The sequence below is a fragment of the Faecalimonas nexilis genome (genome assembly GCF_059731825.1).
Genome location: NZ_AP029189.1, coordinates 284,852 through 300,353, shown reverse-complemented (window position 1 = coordinate 300,353; position 15,502 = coordinate 284,852). Strand labels below are relative to the sequence as shown.

Genomic DNA, 15,502 nt, shown 5'->3' with positions numbered 1-15,502 from the left:
CTCCTAAAAACATATTTTCATTTTCTTAGCTATCTGCCTTTTTTATCCATTCCTTCTGCATTGCCGCTTCCATAAAACAATGAAGCAGTGGTTGGGAGAACGAGCCACATTCCCCGTTCAGGATCATTTGCAATGCTTCTCCATGAGTCAGTTTACTTTTATAAGGGCGAGGACTGATTAAGGCATCATATGCATCAGCCAGTCCCACAACCTGTGCACAAAGAGGAATTTCTTCTCCATGCAAACCATCCGGATACCCTGCTCCGTCATATCGTTCATGATGATGTCTGCAGATTTCATAACTAAGCGCATTTAATTTGTCTATAGTAAGACCTTTTGGAAACTTCTTTGTCATTTCAGCTCCAACCAGTGGATGCTGTCTCACGGTTTCCATCTCTTCTTCTGTCAGCCTGCCATTTTTGTTCAGGATTTCAACAGGCACCCTGATTTTTCCAATATCATGAATTGGCGCCAAATGTGATACAGCTTCTACTTCTTCGTCTGTAATTCCATATTCCGGATAATTTTTCTGCAGCTGGAGATACATCTGCTTTGTAAAGAAAATAATATTGTCCTGGTTTTCCGCTTCTGATAAATTATTATGATCCAGAACTGTAGACAATAATGACACCATATTCCAATATTGCTTGGTCTTATCGCGCTCGTTCTTCTGGAGTTCTCGTTTCATTTCCATTACGGATCTGTAGGTTCTTTTTACATTATGTAATGTAATCATTGCTATATTATCTTTTATATCCACATATTTCTTAGCCCTCATCTTTATATAAGATTTTTCACTCTCTATTCTGCGGTATATGATATCCTGCTCTGCATAGCCATGAACCAGATTTTCTGTTAACTTATCGCTTAACAGGAAATCTCGTAGCTTTGATTTATCAGCATCATGAATAAATCTCTCTATATATATCTGAATAAACGTATCATAATCTTCTGTCTTTCTTGCTATTTCAAATACCTCTTGATTATGTGAGTAAATGCATTCATACCTATTTGTTTTTAGATTTAATTTTAATGCTACATAAAACCTGCCAAAATCCTTATCTGTGCAAACCATTGGTTTTTCCTGCTCCATAACTCCACCTCTTACATAACTCAACCCTTAAAGATACTAGTTTATGTCAAAAAAATATTCCTTAATACTATTTTCATATATAATAGTATATCGTTCTTTCTATTTTTTATAATGCACAAAATTTGCAAATATGATGTATATATTTTGCAAGAAATGTTCCATTATATGAATTTTTCCAAAAAAAGAAAAACGAACCACACTAACCATGTGATTCGTTATCTTTTATAACAATTCCAGTATTTTTAATATAATAATTCCATTTCGGACAACTAGCATCTCAGCTATGTTATCGAAGTCCATCCCCGTTAGTTTTACTATTTTTTGCAAACGATACGAAACTGTCCGGGCATGCACGCCCATTAGTTCAGAAGCTTTTCGAATACTCTGTTTATTATTCAGATAGCATTCCAGCGTATCAATCAGTTCCCCATTTTTCTGAATATCATACTGATGAATTTCATGCACTGTATCTGGTATATATGTTCTTAATTGCTTTTCATCCTTAATATTTGCAAAAATATGAAAAAACCCCAATTTTGAACAATCCACCACTGATTTATTTGCATCTCCTACTATTTTTCTAATGACATCAATGTATTCTATTGCAATTTTAGAGTCTGCGAAAGATTCTTTCAGATTGTGGTAACCCTTAACTTTATTTCCTACCCCAATCAGAAATTCGTATTCCGATTTTCCTTCTTTCAATTGGTCTTGTATCATTCTCTGGAACTCTTCCAGTTTTTTTCTTAAATCCAGTTTTCCTTCTTTCCTGTTTTCTTTATGAATACATATAACTTGGTTCATGTTACAATAAGCATACTCTTTCGGCACTATATCTAAAATTGCTTTTTCTATATCCTCCATCTTTTTTCTTTGAGAAGCAGTAAAATTATCTTTATAATTTTCAGGTTTCAAATAACAGGTGATAACCCTATAATCTTCAGTTACACCAAATTTAAGCAAATTTGCAACATCTTCTTCTTCCGCTTCAGACAAGGATCCATTTAACAATCTGTACTCCAAATCTCTATGATATTTTTTCTCCATATTTTTATCAGTTACAATTTGAGTCAGAACATATAATAAAAGCGGCATTAAACTATCTAATGTTATAAAATCCAGTTCTCTTAATGGTCCACTCACTTCCGAAACCACCAAATAAAACGTGCACTGGTTTAAAATGTTGATTTTTCTAATATACTCAACATTTTTTCTCTTTTGCCGCATATATTCATATCTCGAAATAATGTTGGGAACATACTTTTCATAACCATCTGCGATTATTAAATCACTTTCTTCTGATGTACCTGAATACATGTAGTGGAAATCTTCATCATACAAAGCTATTGGATTCCCAAGTATCCTCCCTGCTCTGTCAAACAGATTCTCTAATGATCTGTACTCACTAGTTCCTTCTGGAAAAAGGCGATTAAATTCATCACGTGTCATTTTAGAGTAGACTGCTTTTGCAATTTCTATACTATATACCTGCGACAGCAAATATTTAATAATCGCCCAACAATTAAAGTCCTGGGGAACCTCTAAAACCGGAATACTATGTTTATTGCAAAAAAGCAATAAAGTTTCAAATGGCTTATTTTGATGTGCTGTATTTTGGATTCTTTTCACAATAAACCCGCATACCTGTTTTTTATTTAATTCTTCCAAATGACTTAGCATCATACGCTCATCCAGCTTTTCATAAACCATCAGAGATGTCAGAAGGAGTTCACCCCCCCCAGAAATTTTTCCATATCTGGCACTGCTATAATCTGAGTCCCTTTTATTTCTCTAGTGATTTCTGAATTGTCACTAATTAATTTCATTTCCGGAAAGTTGTTCGAGTCGATAAAGTCTTTTATTGTGTATCCCATTTGTGTTTGTACCTCCGTATGTTTCTAAAATAATTTGGCTATTCTATATTCATTTTCATATTCTTATAAATGATTATTTAGAAGAGATGGCAAAGACCATCTATAACTATTGGTTTATACAGTTTGATTTTCCAGATGAAAATGGGAAGCCGTATAAATCCTCTGGTGGAAAAATGTCATTTTGTAATGAATTAAATCGAGAAATCCCTCAAAATTGGAACTATACTTCTATTGGAAATATTACAATCTGCCTTGATTCTGAACGAATTCCGCTTTCTAATCAACAGCGAGAAGGAATGAAAGGTTCAATTCCTTATTATGGTGCCACGGGCATAATGGATTATGTGAATCGCCCCATTTTTTCTGGAAATTTTGTTCTTCTCGCTGAAGATGGTTCGGTAATGGATGATAATGGTAATCCAATATTACAAAGAGTATCTGGCGATGTTTGGATCAATAATCATACACATGTTTTACAGCCCGTGAAAGGTTATTCTTGCCGATTGCTATATTTATTACTAAAAGATATTCCTGTTTCAATAATAAAAACCGGTTCAATTCAAATGAAGATTAATCAAGCAAACCTAAACAATTACAATATTTTGAGTATTCCAGATGCAATTCGTACACAATTTATTAATTGTGTTGAACCACTAGATACCAAAATCATGCAAATCCAGCAGGAAAACAATAATCTAATTCAGTTTCGTGATTGGCTTCTACCAATGTTAATGAATGGTCAAGCTACCATCGAAGATTGATATGATAAATAATCATTTATCTCTTTATTCTTCCGAATTTTACATTCAATATTATAAAGCATATCTCCAATTCTTACCTGTTCGTCATAATCCGGTAAGTATACATCCAAAAATGTAAAAATTTCCTCATTAAAGCTTGCTCTTAAAGTCATGAACGCATTATAGGTTACAGCTTTTCGAAACAAAGCACTTCTAAAATAAAATGCCATATATTTGGGATATGCTATTCCTTCTCTTTTAGGTCGAAGACGTTTTGTAAAACCACTATACGTTGCTTTTGGATAATCTTTTACTGCCACACAACTCATAGCCAATTCATCTATCGTTTCACTTGTTCTGGTAATAAGTACGTCTCCTGCTTTTATAGAGTATGTCTGCTGCTCTTTTTCATTTGTATCCATCAAATCCGGTAATTCTTCCGGTAAAAAATAATTATTAAAAACCGTCCCAAAAGAAACAAAAGGTGCTCCATGTCCAGCTTGTTCTTTCTTGGATGAGAGTCCCGAACTCATATCGTATAAATCAGATAAAGCATATTTAGTAATCTTACTCATATTTCACCTTCTTCAATTGTTCCATGATCTCCGCTTGCAACACATTTCCTTCAGCAAATAATTCTGTTAGTTTTTCCGTATATTCATCCATTTTCGCTTTAAATTCTTCCTGAGTCAGTTCCACGTACTCAATCTTTACTTCAAAATATTGCCCAGCACTAAATGAACACTTTTTCTGCTCAATCTTCTCATAATCAACGACTACAGAAAAATCATCTTTTGATTCAAAGTTATTAAAGGTATGGATAATGTCCTCGATTTCTTCAGGTGAAAGCACTGTCCTCTGATTTTTTCCATCAATCTTAACCTTTGTTCCAAGCTTAGATGCATCCATCAAAATTGCCTGCTCGTACTTTTTAGTATTGTCCAAAAAGACAACTGATACGTTTGTTCCAGTTGTTGCGAAGATATTACTTGGCATCGAAACAACACCTCGAAGCATTCTTTCCTTTACAATACGTTCCCTTATTTTTTTAGGGATTCCAGTACCTGCTGTTAAAAAACCGGTTGGTACTACAACTGCAGCTTTACATCCATTCTCTTTCATTGAGAAAATAATATGCTGCAAAAACATTTGATAAATAGCCATGCTATCTTTTTTCTTATTAGGAATATTTGGCACTCCTGCCCAGAATCTTTCCTTATAAATATCACCTGCAAGAGTATCTCTGTTATCAGAAAAATCTACATTAAATGGTGGATTGCTGACAATATAATCAAATTTCATCAATCCATTTTTCTGACGATTCAAATGTTGCGGGGAAAGAAGTGTATCCCCATGTACCACATGTCCAAGTGAATGTACAAGATTATTTAAAATTAGATTCAATCTCAAAAATTCATTAGACTTCTGCGAAATATCTTGTGTATAAATTGTACAATTACTCTCACCGATTTCATGTGCAAGAGCAAGAACCAGCGTTCCAGAACCTGCAGCTGGATCATAAACCGTTACATTCTGTGTTCCTTCCGGAACCATGATTCTTGCAATAATACTTGCGATAGAATGTGGAGTATAATACTCTGCGTATTTACCAAAATCTTTATTATAATCTTTGATTAAATATTCAAAAATGGTTGCAAAAAAATCATACTTTTGCGAAAACGCATCTGCAAAGCTAAATGTCACCAATTTATCAATCATTGCTTTACAAAAATCCGATCTGCGATTTGATTCCGTAACATTTTGTGATAAATGTTCATCAAATAATCGAATCTTATCCCCTGATCCAGTACTTACGGAAAAAACATCCAGGTTAGTATTGGAAATATCCCATAAAGTTGAATCAAATAGTTCATTAAATTTGTCATCGTTTTTATGATTGAACAGACATGATATAAAATGTTCCTTTTTAAGTTTTGCTGTTGCTGGTGGCAAAAGCATCATAAGCATTTCATAATCATCTTCTGACATATCGTTTAAAGCCTGTTCCACGTTATCGGAATCTTTTAATGACTCTTCTGCTTGCTGTACCTCATAAAGAAACTTGTCATTTAAAAATTTATACAGAAAAATCTCTGTAATAATCTTATATTCACTGCTTGCATTGCCCAGTCCAAAATTGGCACATACAGTCTTTAAATCATCAATCATCTGTTTTGTATTTGCTATTATCGTTTCAGTAGTCATCAGGATACCCAATCCCTTTCTAATATATATTCTTTTGACAGACAGTTATCTATAAACATAAGCTGCGGTTTATCTAATTTTACCTTTTCTCCCATACACGCTCTCAAGATAATTGGTTGTAAGGATTTTATAAAATACTCCTCATTATCGAGTATGTTTTCATTATGAGCAATCTGGTCATCTGCCTTAGACTTAACTGTCATTAAAATTCTATGTATTGTTACTGCGTCTGTGATAGGTGGTGGACTATTCATAATTCGCTTATGTGTTCTCATGTACTTAACATCACCTGAATACTTTGCTGCAAGCATTCTGTCTGCAAGATTCCTCTTTTCTGCCTTCTTTTTTAAAGCATTCAGATTCCCCATCATCTGTTTCATTTCATCCGCTGTCAATTCTTCAATGTTTTTCTTCTTGAATACTCGTTTTAATTCATCCAAAAGTGATATATACTCTGGATCTTTTGGATCAAGACATCTATCTACAATTTCTCTTCGTGTTTTCTCCAAAGTGTCACGGAATGCATCAGCTATGATTAGTTCTTCTTCCTTTATTTTTCGGAATTGAAAATCAATCTGATCCAATGCCATGTTAAGTATCTGCGACATATCTTCAGATGAATCAATACTGTTTTTTAAGTTTATGATGCTGATTCGGTTATTAACCTCATTTAAGCATTTAATGGCATTCTCAACATTAAAATGTGTATACAAGTCCTCATAGCCATACAGTCGAATCAAATTATACATTGCCTTATAATTTTCAAGTGCCTGACGTAAATTCAATAACTGCTTCTTATCATCAATCTCACTAATTTGATTGATAAAACTAACCACATTACTTGTATCATATAAGAAAAGTTGATTCTTTACATCTTTCAAGTCTTTTTCAATATCTTCTTTACTTTTAAATATATTGCTATAATTCTGTACTTCATCTCCAAGTTCTGATTGCAATTCATCAAAGTATGCCTTATTGGTCTTATCAAATTCATCTTTAATATTTGCAAAATCAACAACATATCCGTAATGATAACCTTTATACGGACGATTTACTCTTGTCAACGTCTGAAGTAGATTATGAGCTTTTATCATTCTCGCTAAATACTGCTTTTTTAATCGTGGTGCATCAAACCCTGTTAAAAGCATATTGTAAACTACAAGAATATCTATATTTCCTTTTTTAAACTCCTCCTGGTCATTTTTTCTATCTTGTTTTGTACCTTCATCATGAAGCACCAATGCATGTGTATAAGCAGAAAAGCGTTTTAACTGTCTATCCACCTCTCTAGCCTGTTCTGAAGAATCACATACAATCATTGCCCCAATAGAAGAATCTAAAGCAGTCCTTCCCTCTTCAAAATCCTGAATAATATAATCAACCATTTTTTCTACAAATTTAGGATGTGCATATAAATTTTTCTTAGCAATACTTCCTTGTCTTACTATTTGATCCAACGTAGCATTCAACTGGTTTTTGTAAGTTGTTTCTATCTCTTCACGAATCAACTTCAATGTATATCCATCTGCAATCGACTGATTATAATAGTATTTATGAATATAATTTCCAAATACATCTTTTGTATTGTATCCATCTCCTATGAGCGGTGTTCCCGTAAGTGCTATCTGTACTGCATCACGGTCTGATGCCATCAGGTTGGCTAAAAATGAGCCTGTTGGATTATAACTCCGATGTGCCTCATCTAAAAAGTACACTCTCTGCACATCCACATTGTAATCTGATGGCTTTGTTACAGATTCCTTGGAAAATTTTTGAATATTGATGACAGTCATTGTAACTTTGCCACTAGTATTTGATTCTCCTGGATTCGTAATATCTGTAATAAACGCTTCCTTGTCTTTTATCAGTTTTACTTTAAGTCCTCTGGCTTCAAATTCATTTTTTGCCTGCTCAGCTAAATCTAAACGATCTACAATAAAATAGAATTTTGCAATTTTCCCTTCTTCTTTGCTGAAATAATCAGTTAAAAACTGTACATTTGAATAAGCAAGTGCAGTTTTCCCACTCCCCTGCGTATGCCAAATTACACCTTTTCTGACTCCTTCTCTCAACTTATCCCGAATTGCCAACGTTGCAAACAATTGCGGGTATCTCATTATATGCTTCTCTATCTCCGTAATTCCATCTTTGTTAGTTGTTGTTTTATAACAGATACCATACTTCAGTAAAAACAGCAGTCTCTCTTTCGTATATAAAGATGTAATTATTCGATTTGTGGGCGATTTCTCCGATAAAGAAGATACATACTCTGGTGTCCCTTTTATAGCAATCAGATTATTATCGCTTAAAACAAACTCTTCCGTTTCCGTAACAATTGACTGCATATCTGCCTTTAATTCATCTTCTCTTTGCTCACGGAATTTGCTAAAAAACATTCTCTTATAACTACTTGAAGCATAAAAAGCTCCTTGAATCGGTTCGATATCAGAGTCATCATATTCATTATTATTAGAAAATACTGTAAACTGTGTAATTCCTACAAATCGACGATAAATCTTATTGCCAAATCTTCTCTCCATCCGGCTTCTTTCTGTCAATATGCCCTCTCGATTATTCTGTCGTTTAACCTCTATAAATGACAAAGGCATACCATTAATTAATACAACAATATCCGGGCGAAAATTATCATCTCCATTTTCATATGGTAACTCAGTTACAACTGTATAATCATTCTTTGTTCCTGTTATATCAGAAAAATCAATCAACTTAATTCCATCAATACCGGATTGCAATATCTTAAAAAAGGATTTTCCCAAATCATCATTGTCTAATTTAATCTTGAGTTCACCAATTATTTTTTTTGCGTCTTCTAGTGTTAATTCGGTCTGATTGATTCGATTAACTGCTGACAAAAATTGACTATAAAAAATGTTGGTATCACCATCATAGTCAACGTTACATTCCTTATCTTTAATTGACATATAGGTATATCCAAGTCTTGTAAAGTGTACAAGCGCTGGAATCTTCACTCTGGAATCTTCTGGCCTTCCCATAAGCATTATAACCTCCAATACGTCATCTATTTTTCCTTCGAGGGTCTGTTGGCTTTACCGCATCTTTTGGTATTAGCCAAGTCTTTCCCTTTTTCTCTGCTCCAGGCACTCTTCCCTGGCTACATAAAAGAGAAATTCTTCTAGATGAAATTCCCCATATTTTTGACATTTCGATCGTTGTTATATAATCCATAATTTTCCTCTAAACGATACAACAAGCCTATTATAAGTATATTCTTTTATCGGAATAGTTTCAACCACAATTAAGTTTTCTTCTAGGTTGTTTGTTTTGTTATTATTTTCTAATATTTTCATAAAAAAATGCCTACGGCATCTCAGCTCCCCCGCCCCTCAATCTTGAGGGGTAAGGGCTTGCTTTCTCTCCTACTTTGTTTCATAATAATCTCATGAATGTGATACAGAAGATGCTCAGAGATTATTATGAAATAATTGAATACGATTTAAAACCAAGACCTGTTGTAATGGAAAACATCGAAAAAGTAATTAACTGTGGTGATCCTTCCTATGGTGGCGCCATGTATATCTGCACACATTGTAAAAATTGGAAATTTGTCCCTTTCCGTTGCCACAGTCGTTTTTGTCCTACCTGCGGCAATAAATATGCCATGGAACGCACTACCAGTATGTCTTTTAAACTCGTGAATGTGAATCATCGACATTGCGTTTTTACCATTGATAAAAATCTCAGGGACTTCTTTCTCAATGACCGGTCTCTGCTCAACTGTCTTTTTCACGCTGTGAACAGTGTCATCTCTCGTATGTTTTTTCAAATGAATAAATCCAAAAACTTTACCCCCGGCTTTATCATGGTTTTACACACTTTCGGCAGAGACCTCAAATGGAACCCTCATATTCACTGTCTCATCTCAGAAGGGGGATTTAGCGATGATGCTTTCTGGCGCCATGTCAAATATTTTAACTACAACTTTCTTCGCAACGCCTTCCGTACTGCTCTACTGAATGAAATGGAGACGATCATTGGTCCTTCGTTTAAAAATGTGAAATCCAGATGTTACCGTGAACATAAACAAGGATTCTACGTTTATGCAAAACCGAATCTTTGTGACCCTAAGAACGTTATCAAATACATCGGGCGTTATCTTGGCCGTCCTGTCATTGCTACATCCAGAATCGACAACTATGATGGGGATATCATTATCTTTCTGACCGTCATCGCCATATCGGTTGCAATCCGATACTCATAGCAGGAGTTCTCGCTGTTCTGAAATTTTCAGAAGTTTCGGCGTACCTACTAAAGTGGCTATCATCAGAATTAAAGTCTTAACGACCTATGTATTCAGTTGTCAAAGAACAAGTGAAAAGGCTTCCGTTTTCATCATCAGGAATTAACCCCTTCACTCATTGCACAAAAGGCTTCATTTTGGACACCCAAAATCGCTGCTTTTCCGAAAAAATTTCAAAAAATTTTTGACAACAAAAAAAGCCGCCTGTTTCGGTTAAAAAAACAGACGGCATAAATGCTTGAAATTATTTGATTTTCAGTTTCTTTTTCTTTGCGGACAGCACTTTCAGAAGAACTTCATCTACTGCGTCGGTGTATCTTCCTTGTACTATGAGGTTATTTTTCAGATTGATAAGCGACTGTATCACTCTGCTTTGCTCATCATCGGTTAGGTAAATATGATATTTCTTTTCTCTCATCGGCTGTTCCTCCAGTTCTTAAATATTTTCCTGATTATCCTGACATCTTCTTCTGTATCGGAAGATATAAATATATGTACGCTCTGAAATGCCGCTTTGATTCGCTGTGCATATTCGGATTCCGCTTCGTTTGGCTTCATCGGCAACTTAATGAGTTTGATTCCACGTTGTTTACAGAGATGTTCCTTTAGTATATCTATCTTCTCCGAGTCCGTATTCACTTGAATGGCAACCTGCTCCAGTGGGATATATACATCAAGTGGAATGCCGAATAACCTATCAGAGCCAAGTTCAACTTTCAATCCTTTCAAATTGGCATAATAACTGATTACAAGAGCCGGGAACAACGACAGATACTCCTGCTCACATATTCTGCACCCTTTTCCGAGAACAGTACGCTCGTTTATCTTCATACTCCAAGAATGACCGTATCTGCATTGCCACCATGCTCTCTTTGCTGAATTTCTTGAAACTTCCGTCGGCTTCAACTTATTTAATTCATAATCCCATTCTGTCAGAAGCTGCTTATCCGTCGTAGCCAAATCATTGTATCCGGCAAGTACCTCTCGCTCTGCACAAACAGGGCAGACCGTTCCTTTCACACGAGCATTGATAACCGACTTCCACTCGTTACCGCATTTCCTGCAATGCCACCATACATTTTTCCTCGACTTTGCATTGACTTCATCCGGTTGCAGAGGATAGTTTTTCTCTGACCATTCTTTGGCTATCTGTGGGTGTGTACTTTTTAGGTCATTCTTTCCTTTTATAAATATATATCCACTGCAACAAGGACATTTACTGCCGCCTGAGCGTGTAGAGATAAGCGTATTCCATTCATAATCGCAGGTTCTGCACTTCCACCAAGCCTTGCTGTTTGCAAACGCCATAACTTCGGTAGACTTCTTTTCATTCTTATCAGACCATTCGTCTGCAACTTCTGGGAACAGGGTTGCAAGGTCATTAAATCCTGCAAGCACTTTGTTATGGGAGCAGTACGGGCAACCTGTTCTATTGATGGTTCTGCTCTTTACAGTGACTATCCATTCGTGTCCTAATTTACATTTCCATATCACTTTCTTGTGTGAGCCGATAGATACCTCTGTCGGTTTGATTTCATTTTCCTCTGACCACTCTGAAGCTAATTCCGGCTTCAATGTACTTAAATCATTAATGCCTGCAACTACTCTTGCACCGGAGCATATCGGGCATTTCTCGCAGTTGGAACGAGCCTTTACGCTTGTTTCCCATTCGTGACCGCAAGCACCTTTCCACCATACTTTCTTATTCGAGCCGAAAGTTATACTGTCCGGTGTCAGTGGTAAATTCTTTTCTGACCACTCTGCAATCAATTCTGGATGTACTGCCGCTAAGCTGTTACCCATATCAAAACCTCCACTTCCTCTGTGATTAAAGTATATGAGGTTTCGGCTTTTTCTTGTAGTTTGCGAATATCCGTAAAAATAGAAAAAGCCCTTTGAGAAAAGATTTCTCCTCTCTCAAAGGGCTTGATAAATGGGAAGTTATAGTGCAATCTTTTTCCATTTTCTAATCTTGGTTCTAAAGGTTCCGAACGGAGCAACTGTATTAACATGTATGAATTTGTATACTTCCCAGACAGCTGTTTTAGTTGCTTCGTCAGCCCATTTTCTCATATGTGGTTTAAATAATTCTTCATCACTCAGAGAATCAATCATTGCATAAATAGAGTTGATATTCTCATTCAATCTGTCTTTCAATTCTTGCAGTGACAGCTGAGCATATGTATCTGTAAACCATTGATATAATTCGCCAAGCTGATTCCACTTAAAATTATCCGAAGGAGTATTGACAGGAATACCCTTTCTTTCGTCTGATTCCCATTTAATAACAAGAGTTGTCCAGCCAACCTGATAAGCAAGATTTTCTGCCGGAGTTCGATCGACCTCATCAATTCTCTTATCTTTTAAATGCTCCAGAATATCATTAAATTCTGAAATATACTTTGCAAAGCTTTTATTTATCTCGTTTTTAAGCTCGTCTTTATTCTCATATGTTCTCAATAGTCTATCTCCTCAGCTTCCGATTTTCCAGTTTCAAAAAAAGGATTTTTCAAATTAGTCTTTGCAAATAACCCTTGAACCTTCACCATCAATTACAATTCCCTGATGGTTGTTAATAGGGCATAGATTCAAATCCGAAAACTCAGTCATTATTTTCTCGGTAACTTTCTTAAATGGTGCTGTAAGATAATGCGGAAGAACATAGAAATCAATCAAATCAAGCCCTGCATCATCTTCTTGTGAGTAGTCCTCTGGCTTTTCATCCATTTGCTCGATATATTGGATGCTTGGAGCGCATATAATTGCGCCTGCCGACTCGCCGATCATCAATTTTCCATTTGCCAATTCCTTTTTCAGTAGCCCATCAGTTCCCGTTTTACGGAGCTGGTCCATAAGAAAGAAAGAATTTCCGCCGGTAAAATATATCACATCTGCTTCTTCAAAAACAGACTGTATCGTTGAATAAGCCTCCGTTGAAATATCAATTTCAGTTACGATTGCTCCCAACTTTTTGAATAATTTTCGAGCCGAGCCGACATAACCGGTGTAGCCTTCACGCAGTGAAGCTGTTGGAATAAATGCGACTTTCTTATTTTCAATTTCTTCCTTTATCAGACTTCCCACACTTGAAAAGTGCGAACATAAAAATAGTTTCATCAATATTCTCCTTTATAAATACCAATTTATCTTTTTCTTTCTGAAAATGGGCAATTCCGCAATGGAACTGCCCATATATCTTTAAAATATGCGATTTTTAAGGCTCTGCACCGTTTCAAGCACCATTTGGTGTAAATTTGGTGTATTTGTGTATTTTCAGAGCTTTTTCGCAAATGAAGTACATCCCGTTTTGTAAGGTAAAACGGTACTTCTTAATAGAGCTTTGCACCTGCCGGAATATGGTCATCTACCATAAGGAGATGAAGCTTTTCTTCGCCTTCTTCTTCGTGTACTGCACTGAGAAGCATACCACAAGAGTCAATGCCCATCATTGCTCTTGGAGGAAGATTTGTGATTGCGATAAGTGTCTTACCAACAAGTTCTTCCGGCTCGTAATATGCGTGAATACCGCTTAAAATGGTTCTATCTGTGCCTGTTCCGTCATCAAGAGTGAACTGAAGGAGTTTCTTTGACTTCGGTACAGCAACGCATTCTTTAACCTTAACTGCTCTGAAATCTGACTTTGAGAATGTATCAAAATCAACATCTTCTTCAAACAAAGGCTCGACCTTTACCTTAGAAAAATCAATTTTTTCCGGCTCTGAATTTGGTGTAGAAACCTCTTTAGAACTTACACCATTTTCGGATTTTACACCACCGAGGGTCTTCATTGTCGGGAGCTTTTTTGATTGCTAAGCCAACTCTTGTATATCCTTGTAAGCCCTTGGAAAATGGGCTTTCCCGGATTCTATATACCTGGATACTCTTGGACGTTTTTTTGACTTTTGTGCGTCCAAAAGATGTCATTCGCCTTAAAATACGTCTTTTTATTTTATGCATGTACTGCTGTGTCAAACACAACAATATTTAGCAAGTATAACATATTTGTCACAGTATGAATAGGTATATTTTTCAATCTTCAAAGAGTTCAATCGCAGGACTCTTTTCTAAAAAATATCCATATTTTTTGATAATTTCTCAATTACTGATTTGGTAACATCTGGGTTTGCTTCTGCATATATGTTCATGGTAGTCGATACATCAGCATGTCCCATTACCTCTTGAATTACTTTGATGTTGGTTTCATTCTCGCAAAATCTTGATGCAAACGTATGTCTGAAGATATGGCAGGAGAATCTTGGAATCATAACAAGTTCTCTCTTCTCCTTTTTAGCAGCCACCTCTTCTTCTGAATTATGTGTATCTACAATTCTCTTGATTGCCCGGTTTACTGCTGCTGGGTTATGTGGCATCCCAAATCGGTTTGTAAATACAAAATTGGTCATTCCGTCCACATTCTCAACACAAAAGCCTTCCTGCTTCTGTCTCTCATATTCTTCCTGAAGCACATCATATACCTGCTGCATCATAGGTATTCTACGATTACCTGCTTCCGTCTTTGGCAAAGATACTCTAAACTCACATTTATATGAATCATCCGCTCTCTGGTAATAGGTCAAGCTATGATTGATATCAATGATTCGATTTTCCAAATCAATATCATCCCAGCGTATCCCAATTGCTTCTCCTATTCTGCATCCAGTTCCTAACAAAAATACAAAGAACGGATACCAGTGATAAAAGAACGGATTCTTTGCTACATACTCCATGAATTTTCTCTGCTGATCCACAGTCAACGCTCGCCTTGTTTTTCTGGCACCACCATTACGCTTTTTTACTTCACAGTATGCTCCGTCTACCGGATTCTTCCTTATGATATCATCTCTGACAGCAAGTTGAAATGTAGGTCTTAGTACTGTGTTAATTGTCTCAAGCGTATTAATCTGTAATCCCTGATTATTAATCAAGTCTGTATAAAAGAACAACACGTCTGAGTATTTCACATCTCTTACTTTCTTCTTGCCAAATGTATCACGAATAAAATGATTCCATGTATACAAATAATTACTGTAAGTAGTGCTACGCAATTCTGTTTTAGTTGATATGTACCTGTCAAACAAAAAGTTCACATCAGCCTTTCCTGCGACATAGACATCAAGTCCATCCAACTGATCTTTTTGTAACTGTTCTTCTCTTTCTCGAAGTTTTACCAAAGACTTTGCATAAATGGTCCTTTTCTTGCCTAATGGATCAATATATACATATGAGTATCTTCCGTCGCCTTTTCTGTAACCCTCACCCTTTCTTAATACTCTGCCTTTACCATCTTTTCTACAAGCCATTATTCTCTCCT

General features: G+C 35.8%; 12 protein-coding genes and 2 pseudogenes. 2 read left to right on the top strand and 12 right to left on the bottom strand.

The features are described 5' to 3' along the window. Positions 1-25 precede the first annotated feature (25 nt). Positions 26-1,093 carry an HD-GYP domain-containing protein gene (locus tag AC6I5B_RS01430; RefSeq protein ID WP_004611728.1) on the bottom strand — a complete coding sequence of 356 codons (1,068 nt, stop codon included), beginning with the start codon at positions 1,091-1,093 and terminating at the stop codon, positions 26-28. Positions 1,094-1,315: 222 nt separating this feature from the next. Beyond that, positions 1,316-2,761 (bottom strand): PucR family transcriptional regulator, encoded by a 1,446-nt coding sequence (locus tag AC6I5B_RS01425; protein WP_497773554.1) that lies wholly within the window; start codon positions 2,759-2,761, stop codon positions 1,316-1,318. A 292-nt stretch (positions 2,762-3,053) separates the two neighbouring features. Here AC6I5B_RS01425 and AC6I5B_RS01420 point away from each other — a divergent pair, with 292 nt between their 5' ends. Further along, positions 3,054-3,728, top strand: coding sequence for a restriction endonuclease subunit S (locus AC6I5B_RS01420; protein WP_044986896.1), 675 nt, complete (start codon positions 3,054-3,056; stop codon positions 3,726-3,728). On the opposite strand, the gene AC6I5B_RS01415 is transcribed toward AC6I5B_RS01420, so the two are convergent. From AC6I5B_RS01415 to AC6I5B_RS01400, 4 genes are read right to left on the bottom strand one after another with little or no spacing between them, the layout of a single operon-like run. Further along, positions 3,707-4,282: a restriction endonuclease subunit S gene (locus AC6I5B_RS01415; RefSeq protein ID WP_497773553.1), complete on the bottom strand. Its 576-nt coding sequence runs from the start codon at positions 4,280-4,282 to the stop codon at positions 3,707-3,709. The two genes, AC6I5B_RS01420 and AC6I5B_RS01415, sit on opposite strands and share 22 nt — an antisense overlap. After that, positions 4,275-5,912, bottom strand: a complete 1,638-nt coding sequence (locus AC6I5B_RS01410) for an HsdM family class I SAM-dependent methyltransferase (RefSeq protein WP_004611721.1) — start codon at positions 5,910-5,912, stop codon at positions 4,275-4,277. The genes AC6I5B_RS01415 and AC6I5B_RS01410 overlap by 8 nt, the downstream gene beginning before the upstream one ends. Further along, entirely contained in the window at positions 5,912-8,926 is a 3,015-nt protein-coding gene (locus AC6I5B_RS01405) for a type I restriction endonuclease subunit R (RefSeq protein WP_071144784.1), read from the bottom strand. The genes AC6I5B_RS01410 and AC6I5B_RS01405 overlap by 1 nt, the downstream gene beginning before the upstream one ends. Before the next feature lie 22 nt (positions 8,927-8,948). After that, entirely contained in the window at positions 8,949-9,119 is a 171-nt protein-coding gene (locus AC6I5B_RS01400) for a helix-turn-helix domain-containing protein (RefSeq protein WP_004611718.1), read from the bottom strand. Positions 9,120-9,333: 214 nt separating this feature from the next. Here AC6I5B_RS01400 and AC6I5B_RS01395 point away from each other — a divergent pair. Further along, a pseudogene (locus tag AC6I5B_RS01395) lies at positions 9,334-10,110 on the top strand (IS91 family transposase); the annotation flags it as partial. Positions 10,111-10,435: 325 nt separating this feature from the next. Here AC6I5B_RS01395 and AC6I5B_RS01390 read toward each other — a convergent pair. From AC6I5B_RS01390 to AC6I5B_RS01365, 6 genes and pseudogenes are all read right to left on the bottom strand, one after another. After that, positions 10,436-10,609 carry a hypothetical protein gene (locus tag AC6I5B_RS01390; protein ID WP_004611713.1) on the bottom strand — a complete coding sequence of 58 codons (174 nt, stop codon included), beginning with the start codon at positions 10,607-10,609 and terminating at the stop codon, positions 10,436-10,438. Beyond that, positions 10,606-11,994, bottom strand: coding sequence for a zinc-ribbon domain-containing protein (locus AC6I5B_RS01385; protein WP_412364284.1), 1,389 nt, complete (start codon positions 11,992-11,994; stop codon positions 10,606-10,608). The genes AC6I5B_RS01390 and AC6I5B_RS01385 overlap by 4 nt, the downstream gene beginning before the upstream one ends. Positions 11,995-12,132: 138 nt before the next feature. Continuing rightward, positions 12,133-12,651, bottom strand: coding sequence for a ClbS/DfsB family four-helix bundle protein (locus tag AC6I5B_RS01380; RefSeq protein ID WP_412364285.1), 519 nt, complete (start codon positions 12,649-12,651; stop codon positions 12,133-12,135). 54 nt (positions 12,652-12,705) lie between these two features. Further along, entirely contained in the window at positions 12,706-13,308 is a 603-nt protein-coding gene (locus AC6I5B_RS01375) for a Type 1 glutamine amidotransferase-like domain-containing protein (protein WP_117863840.1), read from the bottom strand. A gap of 212 nt (positions 13,309-13,520) precedes the next feature. Beyond that, positions 13,521-13,985, bottom strand: a pseudogene (locus tag AC6I5B_RS01370) (lysine--tRNA ligase); the annotation flags it as partial. A 270-nt stretch (positions 13,986-14,255) separates the two neighbouring features. After that, positions 14,256-15,491 (bottom strand): tyrosine-type recombinase/integrase, encoded by a 1,236-nt coding sequence (locus AC6I5B_RS01365; RefSeq protein WP_497773552.1) that lies wholly within the window; start codon positions 15,489-15,491, stop codon positions 14,256-14,258. Positions 15,492-15,502: the final 11 nt, after the last annotated feature.